The sequence below is a fragment of the Psychroserpens sp. Hel_I_66 genome, from assembly GCF_000799465.1.
GTDB lineage: Bacteria > Bacteroidota > Bacteroidia > Flavobacteriales > Flavobacteriaceae > Psychroserpens.
The window spans coordinates 1,192,842-1,211,757 of the sequence record NZ_JUGU01000001.1 but is presented as its reverse complement, the minus strand read 5'-3'; the positions used below and the strand labels follow the sequence as shown (position 1 = coordinate 1,211,757).

Here is an 18,916-nt window from a genome sequence, read left to right as displayed (position 1 = left end):
TAAAAAATAATGCGAATAGGAATAGTATGTTACCCAACATTTGGAGGAAGTGGTGTTGTTGCTACAGAGTTAGGATTAGAATTGTCCAAACGAGGTCATGAAATTCATTTTATCACCTACAGTCAGCCAGTACGCTTAGAATTATTGAGTAACAATGTGCATTATCACGAAGTAACTGTTCCAGAATATCCTTTGTTTTTATACCAGCCTTACGAGCTGGCTTTATCTAGCAAATTGGTAGATATGGTAAAGCTCCACAAAATAGAGGTTTTACATGTACATTACGCAATTCCACATGCTTATGCAGCCTATATGGCTAAAAAAATGTTGCAGGAAGAAGGTATTTACGTACCAATCGTAACCACGCTTCACGGTACAGATATAACCTTAGTTGGGAGTCATCCATTTTACAAACCTGCAGTGACATTTAGTATCAATAAATCAGATGCTGTAACCTCAGTTTCCAAGAGTTTAAAAGAGGATACGATGCGCTTGTTTGATATTAAAAAAGACATTCACGTCGTTCCAAACTTTATAGATTTAGAAAAATACGCACCAAAGTTTACCGATTGTCAACGCGCAATGATGGCAAAGGATGACGAGAAGATCATTACACACATTAGTAATTTTAGAGAGGTCAAGCAAATACCTGATGTCATTAAGATTTTTGATAAGATCCAAAAACAAATTCCTGCAAAACTTATGATGGTTGGTGAAGGACCTGAGCGTGAGCCAGCAGAGCGTCTCTGTAAAAAATTGGGAATTAGTGATAAAGTGGTTTTCTTCGGAAACAGTAACGAAATAGATAAAATACTCTGTTTTAGTGATTTGTTTCTATTACCATCATTAACCGAAAGTTTTGGGCTTTCAGCGTTAGAAGCCATGGCATCTGGAGTACCTGTTATTTCAAGTAATACAGGTGGAATACCAGAAGTTAACGTACATGGTGTTTCTGGGTTTTTAAGCGAAATCAATGATGTTGATGATATGGCAAAAAATGCACTTCATATTTTAAGTGACAACGATCGATTGAATACATTCAAGGCTGGAGCTGTTACCATTTCAAAACATTTTGGAATTCATGAGGTAGTACCTCAATACGAAGCTATTTATGAGCAGACTTTAAAGAAATGAATGACGTTTTAAGAGCCTTGTAATAAATATATTAAATTACCAATTCCAACAATACCAGTTAAGCATCCAATTATAAAATTCATTTTATTGGCTATAAAGGTTAATTTATGTTCGATTTTACTGGCAACTATGGCGTACAATCCATATAGCGTAAATGAACCAATTGTGGAGCCAATTGAAAAATAAAAACCATTCAAAAAAGAATATTCAAAATACTCTAAGCCAATTAAAAATGATATGGCTGTGAAATAGAAAGGAATGGCTATTGTATTGAGTAAAGACAATCCAATACCTTGAAAATAGGCTTTGGATTTTTTGATTTCAATTTTCTTTAATTGCTTTTTTGACTTAAAATGTAATCTAAAAAAATTGATAGATAGTAGAATAAGAATACCTGTCCCAATTTTTTGAATTGTTGTAATATATTCCGAGTTTTCCATCAACACATTTGATAGATACGCGCCAATATTGGCTTGAAAAAACAGCACTGTAGCAAAACCTCCAATCAAATAAAAAGCAGATTTCCTACTTGATTTTAAACTGAATTTCACAACCGTCATATTTAAATAACTTGGCGTGATACTGCCAGAGGCAGCAATAACAAATCCTAAAAGTATACAGATAAGAAAATTCATAGTTATTTTTGTTCAAAAAATGATAAACCCTTTAGTTGGTAAAGTTATGGTAAGTTTTAAAAGTCCATAATCCAATCATCTAAAACTTTATCACTAGAACCATGAAGTACAGAAATATCTCCAGTAGATTCAAAAACAACAGCTTTAACCTCGCTTAATTGGATAACATTGGCTTCTCGTAATTTTGCTTTTAAGTCAGATTCGGTAACCTTACATTTTTTAAGACTGCCTTCAATAATCTTCCCGTCTTTCATAAGTAGTGTAGGTTTGTTATCCATTATTTTTCTTACGAACTCCCATCTTCTGGCATACGCTACAATCATTTGTATCACATAAAGTATAAACAACCCGATGATGCCTTGTAGTAACGATACAGATTTTGATATGATTACAGTAGCCATAATAGAACCTATAGCTACAGTGATGGCAAAGTCAAAACTGGATAATTTAGAGAAACTTCGTTTCCCGCTTATTCTTGTGACTATTACTAATGCTATATATATCCCGATGCCTGTAAGTATAATGGCTATTAAACTTTCCGAAGTAATTGTAAACCATTCTTTCATCTGTTATCTTTTTCTTTAAATTTTTGTATTTGGTCTTCTGCAGATTTTAAATCTTCTTTTGAAGGATAAGGTGGTTTTTGACTGTCACGATCTCTGGGTTCAAAACTTAAATCTGTAAATAATGGAAAATGATCAGAATTCATATCCTCACAAAGTTCTACGTTATTAAGTTTAAAATCACTTGAAATAAAAATATGGTCTAAAGGCCATCGCATCAAATAACTATCTGCATTGTAGGTATTGTATAATCCTCTCCCTTTTCTTAGGTCTAACAATCTGCTCACACGCTGAAATAGTTTTGAGGTTTGTGACCAGGCTACATCATTAAAATCCCCAATAACGACAACTGGATATTTTGAGTCCAGCGCTAATTTTGCAATCATCATCATCTCCGCATCCCTATCTGTAGATTTCGGGTTTTCCTGAGGCATTGGTGGAGTAGGGTGAATGGCGTATAATTGTATGGTGTCATTGCTGCTCAATTTGACTTTTGTATGAATTGAGGGCACGCTATCACTAACCATATATTTGACCTCTGTGTCAAACAACTCTAATTTAGAATATAAAAGCATCCCGTAAGTGTTGCTTAAGGGCACTTCTACTTGGCTTTTGTAAGATGGATCTAAAGCGTTTTTTATCGCTCTCATCCAATCTCTGTGAGTTTCTGTAAAAAGCATGATGTCAGCATCCTTATCATTGAACATTGATGTTAAAAGATCAAATTCGTCATTTTTTTGTAACACATTAGACGTGAAAATGGTGAGCTGAGATTCTTTTTTTTCTGAATTTAGAACCTCAAAATCAGCAAACTTGGTGTAAGGATAAATTTTGCTAAACTGAAAAATTGAACATAAAATCAAGATTCCTATAAATATATAATCTTTCCAGGCTTTAAAATCAAATTTGAAGATGTAGAATAAAATAGCAGCAAAAGTAATAAACGTAAGCTGTAAATGAGGAAAATCAAACATGCGAATCCACCAATAATCAAAAGGTACAAAAGGCATTAATGTTAAGATAATGGCTATAATGCCAAAAATAATTAAGGCGGTTTTTAATTTTGATTTTTTCAAGTTGGTTGGTTTTGAGGTTCCAAGATACGGTTATTATCTTATTTTTCTTAAAATATAAACAATTGGGTTAAAGGTTTTTTGTTTAGAAACCTTATTTTTTAGTTCGTTTCTTTTATTAGAAATTAAAATTCAAAAAATCACTACTTCGGAAATTTTAGTCATCAAAAATATACCATAAAAACATGAAATGATAAAAGGGTTTTATAACTAAACGAGTTAATTTTTTTTGTTTTCGCATCATATAAATCAATTAGATTTTTAGACCTTCAAAAAGTATAATTTAAACACAATTAATTATGAATATCAAATATGAATCATGTATAGAAGCATGTCAAACCTGCTTAGTAGAATGTCAAAATTGCTCAACCCAAATGGCAGGAAAAGAAAGCATGAATGATTGTCCAAAATGTTGTGTACAATGTATTGATGCTTGCTATATCTGTATTAAAATGATGGCTTGCGATAGTGCTTTTGTAAAACAATATGCGCTATTATGTGCCGAGTTATGCGATTACTGCGCAGACCATTGTGAAGCTCACGATCATGACCATTGTAAAGCTTGTGCAGAATCTTGCAGAAAATGTGCAGATGAGTGCCGAAAAATAGCAGCATAATAAAATCAAAAAAAATAAAATATATGGAAAAACAACAAAATTTAATAGGACAAGAAGCTATCGAAAAAATTAGAGGGTTTTTAGACAATAATAAACTGGCAATGATGGCAACAAAATTGGACAGTCGGCCATTTTCAGTATGTCCAATGACCACACAAGAAATTGACGAAGATGGTAAGCTATGGTTTTTCACGGGAAAAAATAGCGAGCATTACAGACAATTAGAAAAAGATAACAGACTTCATTTGACCTATGCAAATCAAGGTGATCAAGAATATTTATCGGTATATGGTGTCGCTCATATTTTAGAAGACAAACAAAAAATTGACGAGCTTTGGTCATCCATCTTAAAAGTGTGGTTTAGCGGTAAAGATGATCCAAATTTAGCCCTACTTTGCGTCACCATTAAAGATGCATACTATTGGGACCAAAAATACAACAAAGCGGTTACCATATTTAAAATGGCTAAAGCAGCAATTATTGGAGAACAGGATGACACTAACGATCAAGGAGAATTAAAAGTATAACTATGGCAATTTTAGGGAATATCATTAAAGGATTTATCCAATTAAAAGATACATTTTCTTCGGAAATATCTCATATTGAGGCTCAAGCAGAAGTCTTAGAGAACATGCTTGAAAAAGCAAAAGACACACAATTTGGAAAACATTATAAATTTTCAGAATTATTAGATTCCGAAGACATTCAAAAAAGATTTTCTAATACTATTCCCTATTTTGATTACAATAAAATCAATGATGAATGGTGGTACAAACTTCATGAAGATGAGAGTGATGTGACATGGCCTGGACAGCCTTCTTATTTTGCATTAAGTTCTGGCACAACAGGTAAAACCAGCAAGAGAATTCCTGTAACAGATGATATGATCGAGTCTATTAGACAAGAAGGAATCAAACAGGTTTTTGCTTTAAATAATTTTGACTTACCAGCAGATTTCTTTGAAAAAGAAATCATGATGTTGGGAAGTTCTACAGATTTAGTTGAAAAAGAAGACCACAAAGAAGGTGAAATTAGCGGTATTACAGCTAGTAATATCCCAACTTGGTTTAGAAGTTATTATAAGCCAGGAGAGGAAATCGCAAAAATTGATGATTGGGACGATCGCGTTCAGCGTATTGCAGAGCGAGCAAGAGATTGGGATATTGGAGCCTTAAGCGGTATTCCTTCTTGGATAGAACTTATGATCAAAAAAGTAATTGAACACCACAATCTTAATAATATCCATGAAATCTGGCCAAATTTACAGGTTTATACTTCTGGTGGTGTGGCTTTTGGTCCTTACGAAAAAAGTTTTCAAGCGCTAATGGGTAAACCGGTTACTGTAATTGATACTTATTTGGCTTCCGAAGGATATATTGCAACCCAAGTTCGTCCAGAAACCGACGCTATGCAACTTAATACAGATAATGGTATTTATTTTGAGTTTGTCTCATTCAAACCTGAATATATCAATGAAGATGGATCACTCACAAAAGATGCTCCAGCATTGACCTTAAGTGAAGTACAGTTAGATCAAGATTATGCTCTGGTTATAAGTACAGTAAGTGGTGCTTGGCGTTATTTGATTGGTGATACCATTGAATTTAAGGATATTGAGCGTGCAGAAATTAAGATTACAGGACGCACAAAATTTTTCTTGAATACCGTTGGGTCACAATTATCTGTGAACAAAATGGATGATGCGATGAGCGATTTGGAAGAGAAATTTGGGATTAAAATTCCAGAATATACCATTTGCGCAAAACGTGCAGAAGACAATGAGTTCTATCATTTTTGGTACATTGGATCTGACGATAAGGGTCTGGATGAATCTAAAATTGCAGATGCCTTGGATGAAAGTCTTAAAAATGCCAATAAAAATTATAAAGTGGCACGAAGTAAGGCTCTAAATGGCGTAAAAGTTAAAATAATTTCTCCGGAAACCTTTTATGACTGGAACGCTAGAAATAAGAAAAAAGGTGGACAGGTTAAAATGGAGCGCGTGATGAACGAAGAAAAATTTGCAGATTGGGAAGGTTTTGTTTCCGAGAACTCGTAGATTAATCTAATATAAGTTTCTCTTCACGTTCTTTTACCAACTCCATAATTTCCTCTGGAGACAGATAATATTTCTGAATCCTATTTTTATAAGAGGGTGTGATTTTGGCGTGATTTAAAATAAAATCCTTGGTTTTTAAAATATAATCTTCCATACCGTGTGTCACTGCAAATCCATCTGCAGCACGCTCTGCTTCAATAATATGATTATCAGATAAAAGATATTTTATTCCAAACCAAATTAAATTCAATTTGCCTCGATCTTGGTAATCCATGATATGACCGAGCTCGTGACCAATCCATCCAATAAAAATATCTGACGGGATATGCCTTGTCAAAAAAGTCGTATCAGAAATTTTAAACGTTTCACTAATTAAAATAATATACCGACGATTTTTCTGTCTTCGGAAAAAACTTCCAAACGTTGGTCGAGCCTGCATGGTCGATTTCTTTATGTTTTTCTTGAATTTGAATGTAATATTTATAGAATCTAATTCAGGATAAAAACTTAAAGCTCTATTGACTTCTGTCTCTATAGATTCTGGTATAATATGTTGTGAATTCATAAATAGGCTAGATATAAAAATTAAAATTTGAAACGGTAATTTCATGAATTATAAGTTTACCAAAATTTATTCATAGTTATTAGAATATTTAATGCAATTGTTACCTCATATCAAAACAAATTAAATTTTATAACATATGTTTAAATTTTGTTAGTATTATGTTTAATTATTTACGAAATTTGTAATCAATCCATTCTACTTATGTCTTTTGAACGTACCCAAGAAAAATTAAAGATCTTAGCAGACGCTGCAAAATATGATGTGTCCTGTTCGTCGAGCGGAAGTAGCAGAACTAATAAAAATAAAGGCTTAGGTGATTCTTCGGGTATGGGAATTTGTCATTCTTATACTGAAGATGGTCGTTGTGTCTCACTTTTAAAGATATTATTGACCAATCACTGCATTTTTGATTGTGCGTATTGTGTTACCAGAAAAAGCAATGACATTAAACGTGCAGCCTTTAAAGTTCAAGAAGTTGTGGATTTGACCATTAATTTTTACAGAAGAAATTATATTGAAGGTCTGTTTTTAAGTTCTGGTATTTTTAAAAATGCCGATTATACTATGGAAAGGCTCGTTTCCGTAGCAAAAAAATTGCGTTTAGAAGAGAATTTTAACGGTTACATTCATTTAAAATCAATTCCGGGAGCGTCAGACGAATTAATGCGGGAAGCGGGATTATATGCAGACCGATTAAGCGTTAATATTGAAATTCCTACGGAAGCAGGCCTCAAAAAATTAGCGCCAGATAAAAACCGTGCAGACTTTATAAAACCAATGTTGAAAGTCAAAAATGAGATTGTTCAATATAAAGCGGAAAAGAAAATCATCAAAAGCACACCAAAATATGCACCTGCTGGTCAAAGTACCCAAATGATCATTGGCGCAAGTGGTGAAAATGATTTTCAAATTATGCAAACCTCCAATTATTTCTATAAATCCTATAATTTAAAACGAGTATACTATTCGGGTTATGTGCCAATTAGCTATGATGAGCGTTTGCCACAAATAGGTAGTGCGGTCCCAATGATGCGAGAAAATAGATTATATCAAACCGATTGGTTGATGCGTTTTTACGGTTTTGATGTGAGTGAAATTTTGAACTTACAGCACCAAAATCTGGATTTGGATATTGATCCTAAATTGAGTTGGGCATTGCGTAACCTTCATGAGTTTCCTGTAGATGTCAATACAGCAGATAAGAGGATGTTAGCCAGAATACCTGGATTGGGTATGAAATCGGTTTATAAGATTTTAAATGCAAGACGCTTTAAAAGATTAAATTGGGAGCATCTCAAAAAAATTGGTATTGCATTAAATAGAGCCCAATATTTTATGGTTTGTGACAGTAATCAATTTGAGCGACGGGATCTTTCCGCAGAAAAAATCAAAGGATTGATTTTGCAAAATTCTACAAGTAAATACACAAAAACATTAAGTAATCAATTGAGTTTATTTGGATGATGAGTGATAAAAAATTGATTTATGATGGGACTTTTGATGGATTTCTAAGTTCAGTTTTTTATGTATTTGAAAATAAAATCAAAGCTGCAACTATTGAGAACGAGTTTGTGGCTCAAAGTGGTTTATTTTCTAAAGAGATAAACATTATTACTGAAGAAGAAAAAGCAAATCGAGTGTGGGCAGGTTTGAAATCGAAACTATCTGCTAGAGGTAGTTATCAATTATACTATGCCTTTTTGAGTGAGCAAAATGGTGTGGAGAATGTGCTTTTGGATTATATAAGATATGCGTTTTCAAATGCTTTAAACGTAGATAAGGATTTTTCCCATCCTTCGGTTTTAAAAATTGCCCAAATTGCAAAAATGGTTGGGAGGGAAAAGCATCGTATGGAAGCTTTTGTACGTTTTAGATTAACTAAGGATGCTATTTATTTTGCTAGTGTAGAACCAGATTTTAATGTGCTACCATTAATCTCAAAACATTTTAAAGGCAGGTATGCAGATCAAAAATGGATCATTTACGATATTAAGCGCAATTACGGATTGAGTTATGATCTAAAAAAGGTTGAAATTATAAATCTCGACTTTCCAGCAAAATTTGATTTTACAAAAACTGATGATAACTTTTTTGCAGAACAGGAGTTTGAGTTTCAAAAACTGTGGCAAGATTACTTTAAAAGCACAAATATTAAATCACGCAAAAATATGAGACTTCATATTAGGCACGTACCAAAGCGCTATTGGAAATATTTGAGCGAGAAGCAGCCAGATTGATCAATCGAGCTGACGTACAAATTCATCTGCCCAATATTCTATGCGCTCACCAAAACATTCTAAAATAGCATCAACGCCAATAACACTGCCTTTTACAAGACGACCTAAAACGTAAATTGGCACTTCTTTGTTTTGAGAAATGACTTTTCCGTCTTTTGAGGTTTCAATCCCTAGCTTAGAATGTACGGGCTGTATCAAATCATCATTTAATAATTCTTTAATGAGCTTAGAATTTATTTCGGTAACATTAGGTGAAGCTAAAACGGAATTAATCATCACTGTTGCCACATGAGATTCGTGATCACGATTTTTAAGTTCCCAGCCTTTTTTTGTGAGTTCAATTTCAGGATCATTAATAAAGTCAAGCGTTAAAATGTTGGCGTCTACCAAAGCCAAAACTTGTTGCATGCTCTCAACTGGAGGCCCATACGTATAACGTTTACTGCTGTCGTCTAACGAAATAATATCTTTTATGATGTCATCATCTAATGTAGAATGCGATAATGATTTATATAATGTGGGTTGGCAATGTCTCCAGACTTGACCAATACAAAAATCTAAAGTTATAGCTCTTTTGCCCAATGCCATTTCAATATTCACCTTGATGAGTTCGTAGGTTGGTATTGTATTATCTTGTATAAGTTGATGTTTAAATTCATCGCTTTTAAGCCAAATTAAAATAATAGTTTCCAGATGATCTTTCTCCAGATCGTGCTCTAATGCTTTATCCTTTAAATCGAGGAATATTCTAGAAATAATTTTAGATATTGGTTTTAATAAAAAATCTAAATTTTTCACAGATTTTTCACCATTTGCTGTACGCTCAATTTTGCTTTTAAAATTTTTTATTTCTTCGGAGGTAGGCTCAAACCAAGAATCAATTTCCGGAGTCAACGGTTTTGGGACCAATGGCAATCCGTCGAGTGAGAAGGGAATGAGTTTTAAATGCTGTTGCTTTTTCTGCTCATATTTACTTTTAAAGGTTGAAGTGTCTAGAATTTTAAAGTTTCCGAAGTTATTAATTACCAGAGCTCGCATCACGTCAATCATCGCCAATCCAAACCCTCTCATGCCAATATTTAAATGGGTTTGATTTTTAATATCATCAAATTTTGAAACGGGATAAGCATTGTCAAATACGATGAAATCTTCATTTTTTTCTTCATGTTTATGCCATGAAATAAGTTGTTTTGACCGTTTTGTAGGTTGGTGGCCAATGGTTAATAATACGTAATCCACTTTAATGTTTTTAGGTTTTGTAAGTAGATTTAGCTGTCTATTTTTAAAACTTATTTCATTTACTTTCGAGGTTATAAATGTGAAGTAATCTTGAGTTCTTAAAATTTTGACAATAGAATTAAATCGCTCGTTCAAGTAAGTCCCGATTTTGTGACGAGGCGGAAAAGTATCGGGTTGTGATGGGCTCTGTTCAAAATGGGACCATTTATGATAAGATGGAAAGGATGGAAACCTCACGCCTAAATATTCAATTTCCGGTCTTCCGTTTAGGTCTTTGAGCGCGCGCTCAGTGATGTTTATCCAATTAGAATCGGGCTGTTTGGTGTCCCAAACGGTACCTGCTCCTGGCGTTGATGACGACTCAAAAATGATGATATTAAGCTCTTTTTTGGAAGTTGCCAAGTTGAAAATTAAATTTTCCAGTGCATATAATCCTCTGGGACCAATCCCAATTATGGCGAGTGTTTTCAAGTGTTATTATTTATTTATGTGTAGCAAAAATAGGTTCTTATAAAATGGTTTCTTGACTTAAAATACATTTTTACTAGCCTAAAGTCTACCACCAAACCAAAAAACATTTAATTGGAAGTTCTCTTTTATTCTTCATCCAAAAAAGTGGTGATTGCTTATTGTTCAAAAATGTATTTGATTCACTTCGGAAATTTAAAAAATCCAACCACTCCACATCGTCGTGAGGATTCAGAAACCAATCCAGTTTTGGTGGAATATAAAATTGATTCTGTTTAAAATCATCAATTTGTTTTAAGTTGAAATAAAATCCTAAAACACATGTTTTATTTAATTGTTTAAATTCTATAGTTTCTTTATATGGTACAAATAGTTGCGCTTTAAATATAACCCTTTGCTTGAAACTGTAATGATCTAATTGTAGCTGTTGCAAAGTGTTCTTACAATCTTGAGTGTAGAGCAGTGGTAGCTGTTTTGTTTTTAGCTTCGTGAGTTTTTCTACGAGACTATCCTTTCGGTTTGGCCCAATCCATCGCTCGATTGCTTTGTCGCCTAAAGACTTATCGTACACATAAAATTTGTAAACAATTTCTAAATGCACAGGTTCATTATTTTGGATAATTAAAGTGTCGAGCTCTCCTAGGGTGATTCTGTTTTTTTGTACTTGAATGTTTTCTGCTAAGATTTCGGTTGCAGGATGTGCTTCTAATTGGTTAAACACAAATTGTTCTGCCAATTGACCTAAACGGAGTTTACGGTTCAATTTCCGAAGAAAAAAAGTAGGTTCTAAAACTTCTAAATGTAATTGGTAGATATCAAATAATGTAGTGTCCTCCCATAAAGCAGGAGTGTTGCAATAGCCCTGGTAAAGGTCTTGAAGGTGTTTTTGGTTATAAATCATTACAAAACTAAATTACAAATATCTTTTTGGATAATTCTTGAAAACCTACGGAATAACAATACCTTTGCAAATATTTAATTATTATGGAGACTACATTTTTTGACTTAGGAATTTCTAAATCTTTAATAAAAGGATTGAAGGAACTCAATATAAAAACACCAACCCAAATACAGGAGCAGGCAATCCCGGTTTTGCTAAAAAACGATAATGATTTTATTGGTTTAGCGCAAACGGGTACTGGAAAAACCGCTGCTTTTGGGTTGCCAATTCTTCAGAATATCAATCCTAAAAAAGAACACGTACAAGCTTTGATTTTGGCACCTACGCGAGAACTGGTGCAACAAATTCAAAAACAGCTTTTTAAATTCACTAAGTATTGTGATGATGCTATTTTTGCTGAAGGTGTTTACGGAGGGGAGAAAATGGATATCCAATTAAAACGTTTACAGCGTAAAACACACATTATTGTTGCGACTCCCGGACGCTTACTTGATTTTATTGAACGTGGGGAAGTGGATATCAAACAAATTAATACACTCGTTTTAGATGAGGCAGATGAAATGTTGAGTATGGGCTTTAAGGAGGATTTAAATAAAATCTTGAAGTACACAAAAGGGTCTAGACATACTTGGTTGTTCTCTGCAACCATGCCTGAGGAAATCCAAAAAATAGTAAAAACCTATATGTCCCCAAATGCCATTCAAATTGAAATAGATAAAAATAGCTTGGTAAATGCCAATATAAGTCATCATTATATTGTAACGTCCATTAAAGAAAAAGTGAATATGATTACGCGATTGTTGGATAAATGCAATGATGATCGTGGGATTATTTTTGTAAGAACAAAAGCTGGAGCAATGCAACTCACCGAAACCTTAAAAGGTGAAGGTTTTTCTATTGATTGTCTGCAAGGCGATATGCAGCAAAAAGAGCGTGATAAAGTCATGAGAGCTTTTAAAAATGAGTCTTTACAGTATCTTATTTCTACAGATGTGTCTGCTAGAGGCATCGATGTTAATAATTTAGCGTTTGTGATCCATCATCAACTACCAGACCAGATGGAATATTACACACACCGTAGCGGAAGAACCGCAAGAGCAGGCAAAACGGGAGCTTCTATTGCTTTGATAATTTCTGGTGAAGAGCAAGACATTCAAAAAATGCAAAAAGATTTAGATATTAAGTTTAAACAAATGACACTTTAAAATATAATCTATAAAATCAATCAAGTAATCATTTAATTAGGTTACTTTTGCAGCCACTTAAGTAAGTAGCAATACTTGTTTAGGTATTACACAAATAGAACTCCTTAGTATGGTCACTAAGGAGTTCGCTTTTTTATAATAGTTTGTGTTTTTTACTTTTATTCAAAATTCTATAAAATTTATTCGCTAAAAAAAGCCAAAGGCTTTAATTTTGCAATTCTTAAAACAAACTATGAGCAACAATAATTTAGCACTTCAAGACAAAAAAACCGACAAAGAATTATACAGTTATCAAAAAGGGGCAATTGATCAAATATTCGAAAAATTTGAAACAGCACCAGACGATTATCACTTACTCTACCAATTGCCAACAGGAGGTGGTAAAACGGTTATTTTTTCTGAAATGGTGCGTCAATACCTAAAAACACACAAAAAGAAAGTGTTGGTAATGACCCATAGGATTGAACTTTGCAAGCAAACATCTGTCATGCTTACAAGTTTTGGAGTTACAAATAAAGTTGTTGATAGTAAGGCAAATCTTGACGATCAAGAAGATTATAGTTGCTACGTAGCAATGGTTGAAACGTTAAACAACCGACTCAATGATGATAAATTGGATATTTCAGATGTTGGTTTAGTGATTATTGATGAGGCGCACTATAATTCATTTACTAAACTCTTTAAGTTTTTTGAGAACTCTTTTATTTTGGGTGTTACCGCAACCCCTTTGAGTTCTAATAAGGATTTGCCAATGAAAGGCAATTATAATGAGCTTATTGCTGGAGAATCTATAGAGTCACTCATAGAAAATGAGTTTTTGGCAAGGGCAGAAGTGTACCAATATGATATGGGACTAACGTCTTTAGAGGTTGGTAGTAATGGTGATTATACGGTAAAATCTTCCGAAGACTTATACTCAAGTCCTGCCATGCTGGACAAGTTGCTAGAAGCATATAAAAAACACTCAAACGGTAAAAAAACCTTGATTTTCAATAACGGAATCAATACGTCTATAATGGTTTATCATACGTTCAGGGAAGCAGGTTTCCCAATAATGCACCTCGATAACACAGCAACAAAAAAGCAGCGAAAACAAATTTTAAAATGGTTTAAGGATACGCCAGATGCTATTTTAACATCGGTAAGTATCTTGACCACTGGTTTTGATGAGCCAACTATCGATACCATTATTTTAAATAGAGCCACCAAATCGCTTACACTATATTACCAGATGATTGGTCGTGGTTCTCGTATTTTGAATAACAAATCAAAATTTACGGTCATTGATTTAGGAAATAATAATTACCGTTTTGGACCTTGGGGAGCAGATTTGGATTGGAATACGATTTTTAGATCTCCAGATTATTATATGGATAAATTGATGGATGATGAAGCCATCGAAGACCAGTTTAAACATGAAATGCCCGAAGAGATTAGAAAAGAATTCTCAAAATCTGAGGATGTTTATTTTGATGTCAAGCAGGTCTATAAGGATGCGACCTTTGGAGGCGAATCTTCAAAAGTAGTGTTAGAGCGCTCTATAGAGCAACATGCAAAAATTTGTATTGAGAATAGTGAAGATGTTTACGATGCACTTGCTCTGGCTAAATTATTAGGTGATGACATTGATGTGAGAATTGATGTTTATGCTAAATGTATTAGCAAGAGTACCTATAATTTTCTAAAATGGCTTAGAGATGACTATCGTAAAAAACTCAATAGTTATTTGCGCTCTAATTTTGACGAGGTCTATGAGCAAATTCACGGACATCCACCAGAGGAATAAACCAATTTCATTTGAGTTAAGACTTTTTTTATTTGAGTTGACAAGTGTCGTTTTATTTATTGATTTTTATTCTGAAATAAGAGTTTAACATTAAAACGAAATAAAATGAAAATAGGAGTAATAGGAAGTGGAAACATTGGAGGAAATTTAGGAAAACATTGGGCAAAGGCAGGCCATGAGGTATTATTTAGCTCAAGACATCCAAATGAGCTTAATGATTTGGTGAGAGACGCTGGAGGGCAATCAAAAGCAGTAAGTCTTGATGAAGCCTTTGAGGCAAAAGCAGATGTGTATTTATTGGCAACCCCATATATGGCCATTGATCGACTATCAGAATTATATGCTGGAGAATATGGTAATAAAGTTATCATTGATGCTACAAACCCATATCCAGAACGTGATGGTGAAATGGCAAAAGAAGTAAAAGAAAGTAATAGAAATGCTTCGGAATATACTGCTATGAAATTCAATACAGCAAAAACAGCTAAAGCTTTTAACACTATTAAAGCAGAACATTTAAAAGATAGGGCTTGGAGAGATCAAGATAAATTGGCAATTCCATATGCAGCTCAAGATCAAGACAGTAAGGATATTACCCAAAAGCTTATAGAAGATATTGGTTTTGATGCGGTTTACGTTGGTGACTTAACCAAAACTAGTATAATGGATCCAGACCAGAAATTATATGGAAAATCTGTAAATAGAAAAGAATTGGAATCATTAATGTAATTAATGAAAATAGTATAATACAAAAAATGGCTGCTATTTTAATAGCAGCCATTTTTTTCAGAAGTAAAATTTAATTTATTTCTTAAGATGTTCCGTTGTTTGTTCTAAATCTTCATTAGACTCACCGCCTTGACTGTAAAGTTGATTTTCCTCATCCTTTAAATTGAGTTTAGTTCGGTTTTTTGGTAAATCCCTTCCAGGTACGTCTAAATCTTTTCCTGTAAAATCTACAGGTTTTTCCCTGTTCTTTAAAAGCTCATCATCAGTTAGATCTGTTTTTAAATTTCCTGCTTTATCTCCTAAAGCTTTTTTATCTTCTTTGGTTATTTCAGGATTATAATCGAGTTTCTCTTTTTTATTATCATTTGTCTTTTTCATAATCTTTATTTTTAGTTATTAACAATAAGTGCATGTATCACTCCAGGGACCCATCCTAATATGGTAAGAATGACACTTATTAAAAATTGCTTTCCTATACCATGTTGTAAAAAAACTGCGAGTGGTGGTAAAAGCACACTCAATATTATTGTAAGAATTGACATATTTTGGTTTTTATGATTATACTCTCAATATAAGTTGTAATAAGAGAAGATGTTATCGATATTGAATGAACTATTAATGCATATCAAAAATACTCTTATTCTTTAGGTTTAACTTGTTGTGCAAGACGAACAGGAAATTCTTTCTCATCACCGCCATATAACTTAATTTCCTGAATATCTGCAGGCATATAATACCCAGCATCTTCAAGCGCTTCTTTTACGTTACGTACGACGTTACCTTTTGTGATCAATGCCATGCGTCTAAAATCTTTTGTATCTACCCAAAAGAATACTTTAAGATTTACGGTACTCGTTGCCAATTCATCCTCAATGACGAAGTTTTCATGTTCTTCATCTTCAATTACATTGGGTTCTTTCTTTAAAGCTTCCATAACAGTTGCTTTGGCACCATCAATGTTATCTTCATAGGCAATACCAATTATAAACGTCCAACGGTAAAAACCATCTTCGGTATAATTTGTAACCGGTTTTGTTAAAACATCACTATTTGGGATGTAAACATCCTTTCCATCAAAGGTTTTTAATTTTGTATAACGAAACTCCATGGTTTTTACTTTTCCGAAGTTCTCACCTATTTCTACGGTATCGTTCACATTAAAAGGTCTGTTAAACGCGAGAATAATTCCCGCAATAAAGTTCTCTCCAATATCTTTAAAAGCAAATCCAAGAACCACAGCACTGGCACCTGCAGCAGTGAGTATTCCTGTTGCTATAGAACCCAATCCAGCAGCATTGAGGGCAAGCATAATGGCGATAATTATTAGGATGTATTTAATAGATTGACCTAAAAACCGACTCATTAGAGGGTCTTCGGTTTGTGCTGAAATTCGCCTGCGGGCAAACTGTCCTATCCAGGAAGCTATTAGAAAACCTAAGATTATTATTAATAAACCAATCCCTATACCAGGTAATTGTTCTATTAATGAATCGTAGAAATTAGTGAAAGATTCAGATACTGTTGTTGGGTCGTTATCCATTAATGTAAAATTTTAGTCCTCAAAATAGGGTTTTCATATAATGATTATTATCTCAAAAGCATTAAAAACTAGCCTTTTCAAAATAGCTGAGATATGAATTACGCTATATTTTTTATTTATTAAGATAAAGTTTAAGGTACACGTAGTCTAAATTGCGGTAAATTAAAAAAGATAATATGAAATCATTTAAAATAAGTTACTTAATAATTATATCTGTAATTTTCTTTAGCTGCGGAAAAAAAGCAAAGGCCCAAGCTCCAGATGCTGTAAAGGCTACTTTTCAAAACATGTATCCTGGTGAGGATGATCCTGATTGGCATAAGGACGATCATGGTAATTACGAATCTAATTTTAAGATCGACGGAATTAAATATAGAGCAGACTTTTCCGAAGATGGGAAATGGATAGAGACAGAAACCAGTATCGATGTAAAGGATTTGCCAAAAGTGATTAGAGATCGTATAAAAGAAGATTATGGAAGTGAGGACATTACCGAAGTGGAGAAAGTGGAGCATCACTCAAAAGGATTGTTCTATGATGTGGAGTTCAAACAAAAAGGAAAAAATATGGATGTTGAATTTAAGGCATCTGGCGAGATCATAAACAAATAATAATTAGCACATATATTTTAAAAATCCTGAGCTTTAGCTCGGGATTTTTTTTGTTAAGAACTGTTTAATCTATTGAACTAATTAACTACATTTGCACTCGCAAAAAAGAGGTTTCCGTCACTTCGGAACTATCAAAATAAAATTACTCGATGAAAGCTGGAATTGTAGGATTACCAAACGTAGGAAAATCAACCTTATTTAATTGTCTGTCTAACGCAAAAGCGCAGAGTGCAAACTTTCCGTTTTGTACAATTGAGCCTAACATTGGTGTGGTTAATGTGCCAGATCCAAGACTTCAAAAACTAGAATCTTTGGTAAACCCAGAGCGTGTGATACCTGCAACTGTAGAGATTGTGGATATTGCTGGGTTGGTAAAAGGAGCGAGTAAAGGAGAAGGTTTAGGAAATCAATTTTTAGGTAATATTCGGGAGACAGATGCAATACTTCATGTATTGCGTTGTTTTGACAATGATAATATCGTGCATGTTGACGGTAGCGTAAACCCTATTAGAGATAAGGAAACCATCGATATGGAATTACAGCTTAAAGACCTTGAAACAGTAGAAAAGAAACTGGATAAAGTCAAGCGCGCGGCAAAAACGGGAAATAAGGACGCTCAAAAAGAAGAAGCGGTTTTATTAAAACTCAAGTCAGGACTGGAAGCTGGAAAATCTGTTAGAGCCTTAGAATTTAGTGAAGAGGAACAAGAGGAATTTGTAAGACCAGCACAATTGATTACAGCAAAACCGGTAATGTATGTTTGCAACGTAGATGAGGATAGTGCAGTTTCTGGTAACAAGTATGTAGATCAAGTAAAAGAAAATGTAAAAGATGAAAATGCAGAAGTACTTGTTTTAGCAGTAGGTACAGAAGCAGATATTACAGAACTGGATGATTACGAAGAACGCCAAATGTTTCTTCAGGATATTGGTTTGGATGAACCAGGATCTGCAAAATTGATTCGTTCTGCTTATAAATTATTAAATCAACAAACGTATTTCACTGCAGGTGTTAAAGAAGTTCGTGCTTGGACGGTTAATGTTGGAGCAACAGGACCTCAGGCAGCTGGCGTAATTCATACCGATTTTGAAAAAGGGTTTATTAGAGCAGAAGTAATTGCTTATGATGATTATGTAAATTTTGGTAGTGAATCCAAAGTCAAGGAAGCTGGTAAAATGCGTGTTGAAGGAAAGAATTATATCGTAAAAGATGGCGATGTGATGCATTTCTTATTTAATGTGTAAAAGGTAATGATCTTCGGTTATATTAAGATAAAAATTGTGATCGAAACTTTTTTAGCAATAGATTTTACAGAATTTATTTTGCTGATTTTTGATTAAAATCTCAAATAAAAAAACTAACTTTAATTATAAATCACAGTATTACCATGGGAAAAAAATTGATACTTTTTATAGTTATTGCAATTGTAGCATTTGTTGTTTTATTCTACGTATTTAAATTTGTACTTATCACAGCTTTGATTATTGCTGGAGTAATCGTAATTGCACCCTTACTTTATTTTGCATTTCTTGCAGGAAAAGCTCGGGATTAACT

At 33.6% G+C, this 18,916-nt stretch carries 21 protein-coding genes; 12 read left to right on the top strand and 9 right to left on the bottom strand.

What is annotated here, in order from left to right; all coding sequences use genetic code 11:
* The first annotated feature begins 9 nt into the window (after window positions 1-9).
* Window positions 10-1,134: an N-acetyl-alpha-D-glucosaminyl L-malate synthase BshA gene (gene bshA, locus GQ40_RS05450; RefSeq protein ID WP_047546457.1), complete on the top strand. Its 1,125-nt coding sequence runs from the start codon at window positions 10-12 to the stop codon at window positions 1,132-1,134.
* Window positions 1,135-1,142: 8 nt separating this feature from the next.
* Here the strand turns inward: bshA and GQ40_RS05445 are convergent, their stop codons facing one another.
* The 3 genes from GQ40_RS05445 to GQ40_RS05435 are packed head-to-tail and all read right to left on the bottom strand — an operon-like array spanning window position 1,143 to window position 3,408.
* Entirely contained in the window at window positions 1,143-1,769 is a 627-nt protein-coding gene (locus tag GQ40_RS05445) for a LysE family translocator (RefSeq protein ID WP_047546455.1), read from the bottom strand.
* Between the two features lie 56 nt (window positions 1,770-1,825).
* Window positions 1,826-2,335: a DUF421 domain-containing protein gene (locus GQ40_RS05440; protein WP_047546453.1), complete on the bottom strand. Its 510-nt coding sequence runs from the start codon at window positions 2,333-2,335 to the stop codon at window positions 1,826-1,828.
* Entirely contained in the window at window positions 2,332-3,408 is a 1,077-nt protein-coding gene (locus tag GQ40_RS05435) for an endonuclease/exonuclease/phosphatase family protein (RefSeq protein ID WP_047546450.1), read from the bottom strand. Before GQ40_RS05435 ends, GQ40_RS05440 begins: the two co-directional genes overlap by 4 nt.
* Before the next feature lie 296 nt (window positions 3,409-3,704).
* Between GQ40_RS05435 and GQ40_RS05430 the strand changes: the two genes are divergently transcribed.
* From GQ40_RS05430 to GQ40_RS05420, 3 genes are read left to right on the top strand one after another with little or no spacing between them, the layout of a single operon-like run.
* A complete protein-coding gene (locus tag GQ40_RS05430) occupies window positions 3,705-4,022 on the top strand; it encodes a four-helix bundle copper-binding protein (RefSeq protein ID WP_047546448.1) in 318 nt (105 codons plus the stop codon).
* A 23-nt stretch (window positions 4,023-4,045) separates the two neighbouring features.
* Window positions 4,046-4,549 carry a pyridoxamine 5'-phosphate oxidase family protein gene (locus GQ40_RS05425; protein WP_047546446.1) on the top strand — a complete coding sequence of 168 codons (504 nt, stop codon included), beginning with the start codon at window positions 4,046-4,048 and terminating at the stop codon, window positions 4,547-4,549.
* Between the two features lie 2 nt (window positions 4,550-4,551).
* The gene (locus GQ40_RS05420) at window positions 4,552-6,081 is read left to right on the top strand and encodes a GH3 auxin-responsive promoter family protein (protein WP_047546444.1); all 1,530 of its coding nucleotides are present in this window, start codon (window positions 4,552-4,554) and stop codon (window positions 6,079-6,081) included.
* A 1-nt stretch (window position 6,082) separates the two neighbouring features.
* Here GQ40_RS05420 and GQ40_RS05415 read toward each other — a convergent pair whose 3' ends face one another.
* Window positions 6,083-6,646, bottom strand: a complete 564-nt coding sequence (locus GQ40_RS05415; RefSeq protein WP_156115518.1) for a hypothetical protein — start codon at window positions 6,644-6,646, stop codon at window positions 6,083-6,085.
* A gap of 201 nt (window positions 6,647-6,847) precedes the next feature.
* On the opposite strand from GQ40_RS05415, the gene GQ40_RS05410 reads away from it, so the two are divergent.
* Window positions 6,848-8,110 carry a putative DNA modification/repair radical SAM protein gene (locus tag GQ40_RS05410; RefSeq protein WP_047546441.1) on the top strand — a complete coding sequence of 421 codons (1,263 nt, stop codon included), beginning with the start codon at window positions 6,848-6,850 and terminating at the stop codon, window positions 8,108-8,110.
* Window positions 8,110-8,883, top strand: coding sequence for a TIGR03915 family putative DNA repair protein (locus GQ40_RS05405; RefSeq protein ID WP_047546439.1), 774 nt, complete (start codon window positions 8,110-8,112; stop codon window positions 8,881-8,883). The genes GQ40_RS05410 and GQ40_RS05405 overlap by 1 nt, the downstream gene beginning before the upstream one ends.
* Here the strand turns inward: GQ40_RS05405 and GQ40_RS05400 are convergent, their stop codons facing one another.
* Both GQ40_RS05400 and GQ40_RS05395 read right to left on the bottom strand, forming a co-directional pair.
* Window positions 8,884-10,593, bottom strand: coding sequence for an FAD/NAD(P)-binding protein (locus GQ40_RS05400; RefSeq protein ID WP_047546436.1), 1,710 nt, complete (start codon window positions 10,591-10,593; stop codon window positions 8,884-8,886). It abuts the gene before it with no gap.
* Window positions 10,594-10,678: 85 nt separating this feature from the next.
* Complete coding sequence (locus GQ40_RS05395) at window positions 10,679-11,491, bottom strand: DUF1853 family protein (protein ID WP_047546434.1); 813 nt, start codon at window positions 11,489-11,491, stop codon at window positions 10,679-10,681.
* 83 nt (window positions 11,492-11,574) lie between these two features.
* Here GQ40_RS05395 and GQ40_RS05390 point away from each other — a divergent pair, with 83 nt between their 5' ends.
* The 3 genes from GQ40_RS05390 to GQ40_RS05380 all read left to right on the top strand — a co-directional run bounded on the left by GQ40_RS05390 (window position 11,575) and on the right by GQ40_RS05380 (window position 15,211).
* Entirely contained in the window at window positions 11,575-12,696 is a 1,122-nt protein-coding gene (locus GQ40_RS05390) for a DEAD/DEAH box helicase (RefSeq protein ID WP_047546432.1), read from the top strand.
* A gap of 232 nt (window positions 12,697-12,928) precedes the next feature.
* Window positions 12,929-14,482, top strand: a complete 1,554-nt coding sequence (locus tag GQ40_RS05385) for a DEAD/DEAH box helicase (RefSeq protein ID WP_047546430.1) — start codon at window positions 12,929-12,931, stop codon at window positions 14,480-14,482.
* A gap of 105 nt (window positions 14,483-14,587) precedes the next feature.
* Window positions 14,588-15,211: an NADPH-dependent F420 reductase gene (locus GQ40_RS05380; protein ID WP_047546428.1), complete on the top strand. Its 624-nt coding sequence runs from the start codon at window positions 14,588-14,590 to the stop codon at window positions 15,209-15,211.
* A gap of 75 nt (window positions 15,212-15,286) precedes the next feature.
* Here GQ40_RS05380 and GQ40_RS05375 read toward each other — a convergent pair whose 3' ends face one another.
* The 3 genes from GQ40_RS05375 to GQ40_RS05370 form a co-directional block, all read right to left on the bottom strand.
* Window positions 15,287-15,589 carry a hypothetical protein gene (locus tag GQ40_RS05375; RefSeq protein WP_047546426.1) on the bottom strand — a complete coding sequence of 101 codons (303 nt, stop codon included), beginning with the start codon at window positions 15,587-15,589 and terminating at the stop codon, window positions 15,287-15,289.
* 11 nt (window positions 15,590-15,600) lie between these two features.
* Window positions 15,601-15,753, bottom strand: a complete 153-nt coding sequence (locus GQ40_RS17415) for a YqaE/Pmp3 family membrane protein (RefSeq protein ID WP_081990177.1) — start codon at window positions 15,751-15,753, stop codon at window positions 15,601-15,603.
* 95 nt (window positions 15,754-15,848) lie between these two features.
* A complete protein-coding gene (locus tag GQ40_RS05370) occupies window positions 15,849-16,751 on the bottom strand; it encodes a mechanosensitive ion channel family protein (protein ID WP_047546424.1) in 903 nt (300 codons plus the stop codon).
* A gap of 176 nt (window positions 16,752-16,927) precedes the next feature.
* Here GQ40_RS05370 and GQ40_RS05365 point away from each other — a divergent pair, with 176 nt between their 5' ends.
* The 3 genes from GQ40_RS05365 to GQ40_RS17560 all read left to right on the top strand — a co-directional run bounded on the left by GQ40_RS05365 (window position 16,928) and on the right by GQ40_RS17560 (window position 18,914).
* Window positions 16,928-17,362, top strand: coding sequence for a PepSY-like domain-containing protein (locus tag GQ40_RS05365; RefSeq protein ID WP_047546422.1), 435 nt, complete (start codon window positions 16,928-16,930; stop codon window positions 17,360-17,362).
* A gap of 149 nt (window positions 17,363-17,511) precedes the next feature.
* Entirely contained in the window at window positions 17,512-18,606 is a 1,095-nt protein-coding gene (gene ychF / locus GQ40_RS05360) for a redox-regulated ATPase YchF (protein ID WP_047546420.1), read from the top strand.
* Window positions 18,607-18,749: 143 nt separating this feature from the next.
* The gene (locus GQ40_RS17560) at window positions 18,750-18,914 is read left to right on the top strand and encodes a hypothetical protein (RefSeq protein WP_156115517.1); all 165 of its coding nucleotides are present in this window, start codon (window positions 18,750-18,752) and stop codon (window positions 18,912-18,914) included.
* Window positions 18,915-18,916: the final 2 nt, after the last annotated feature.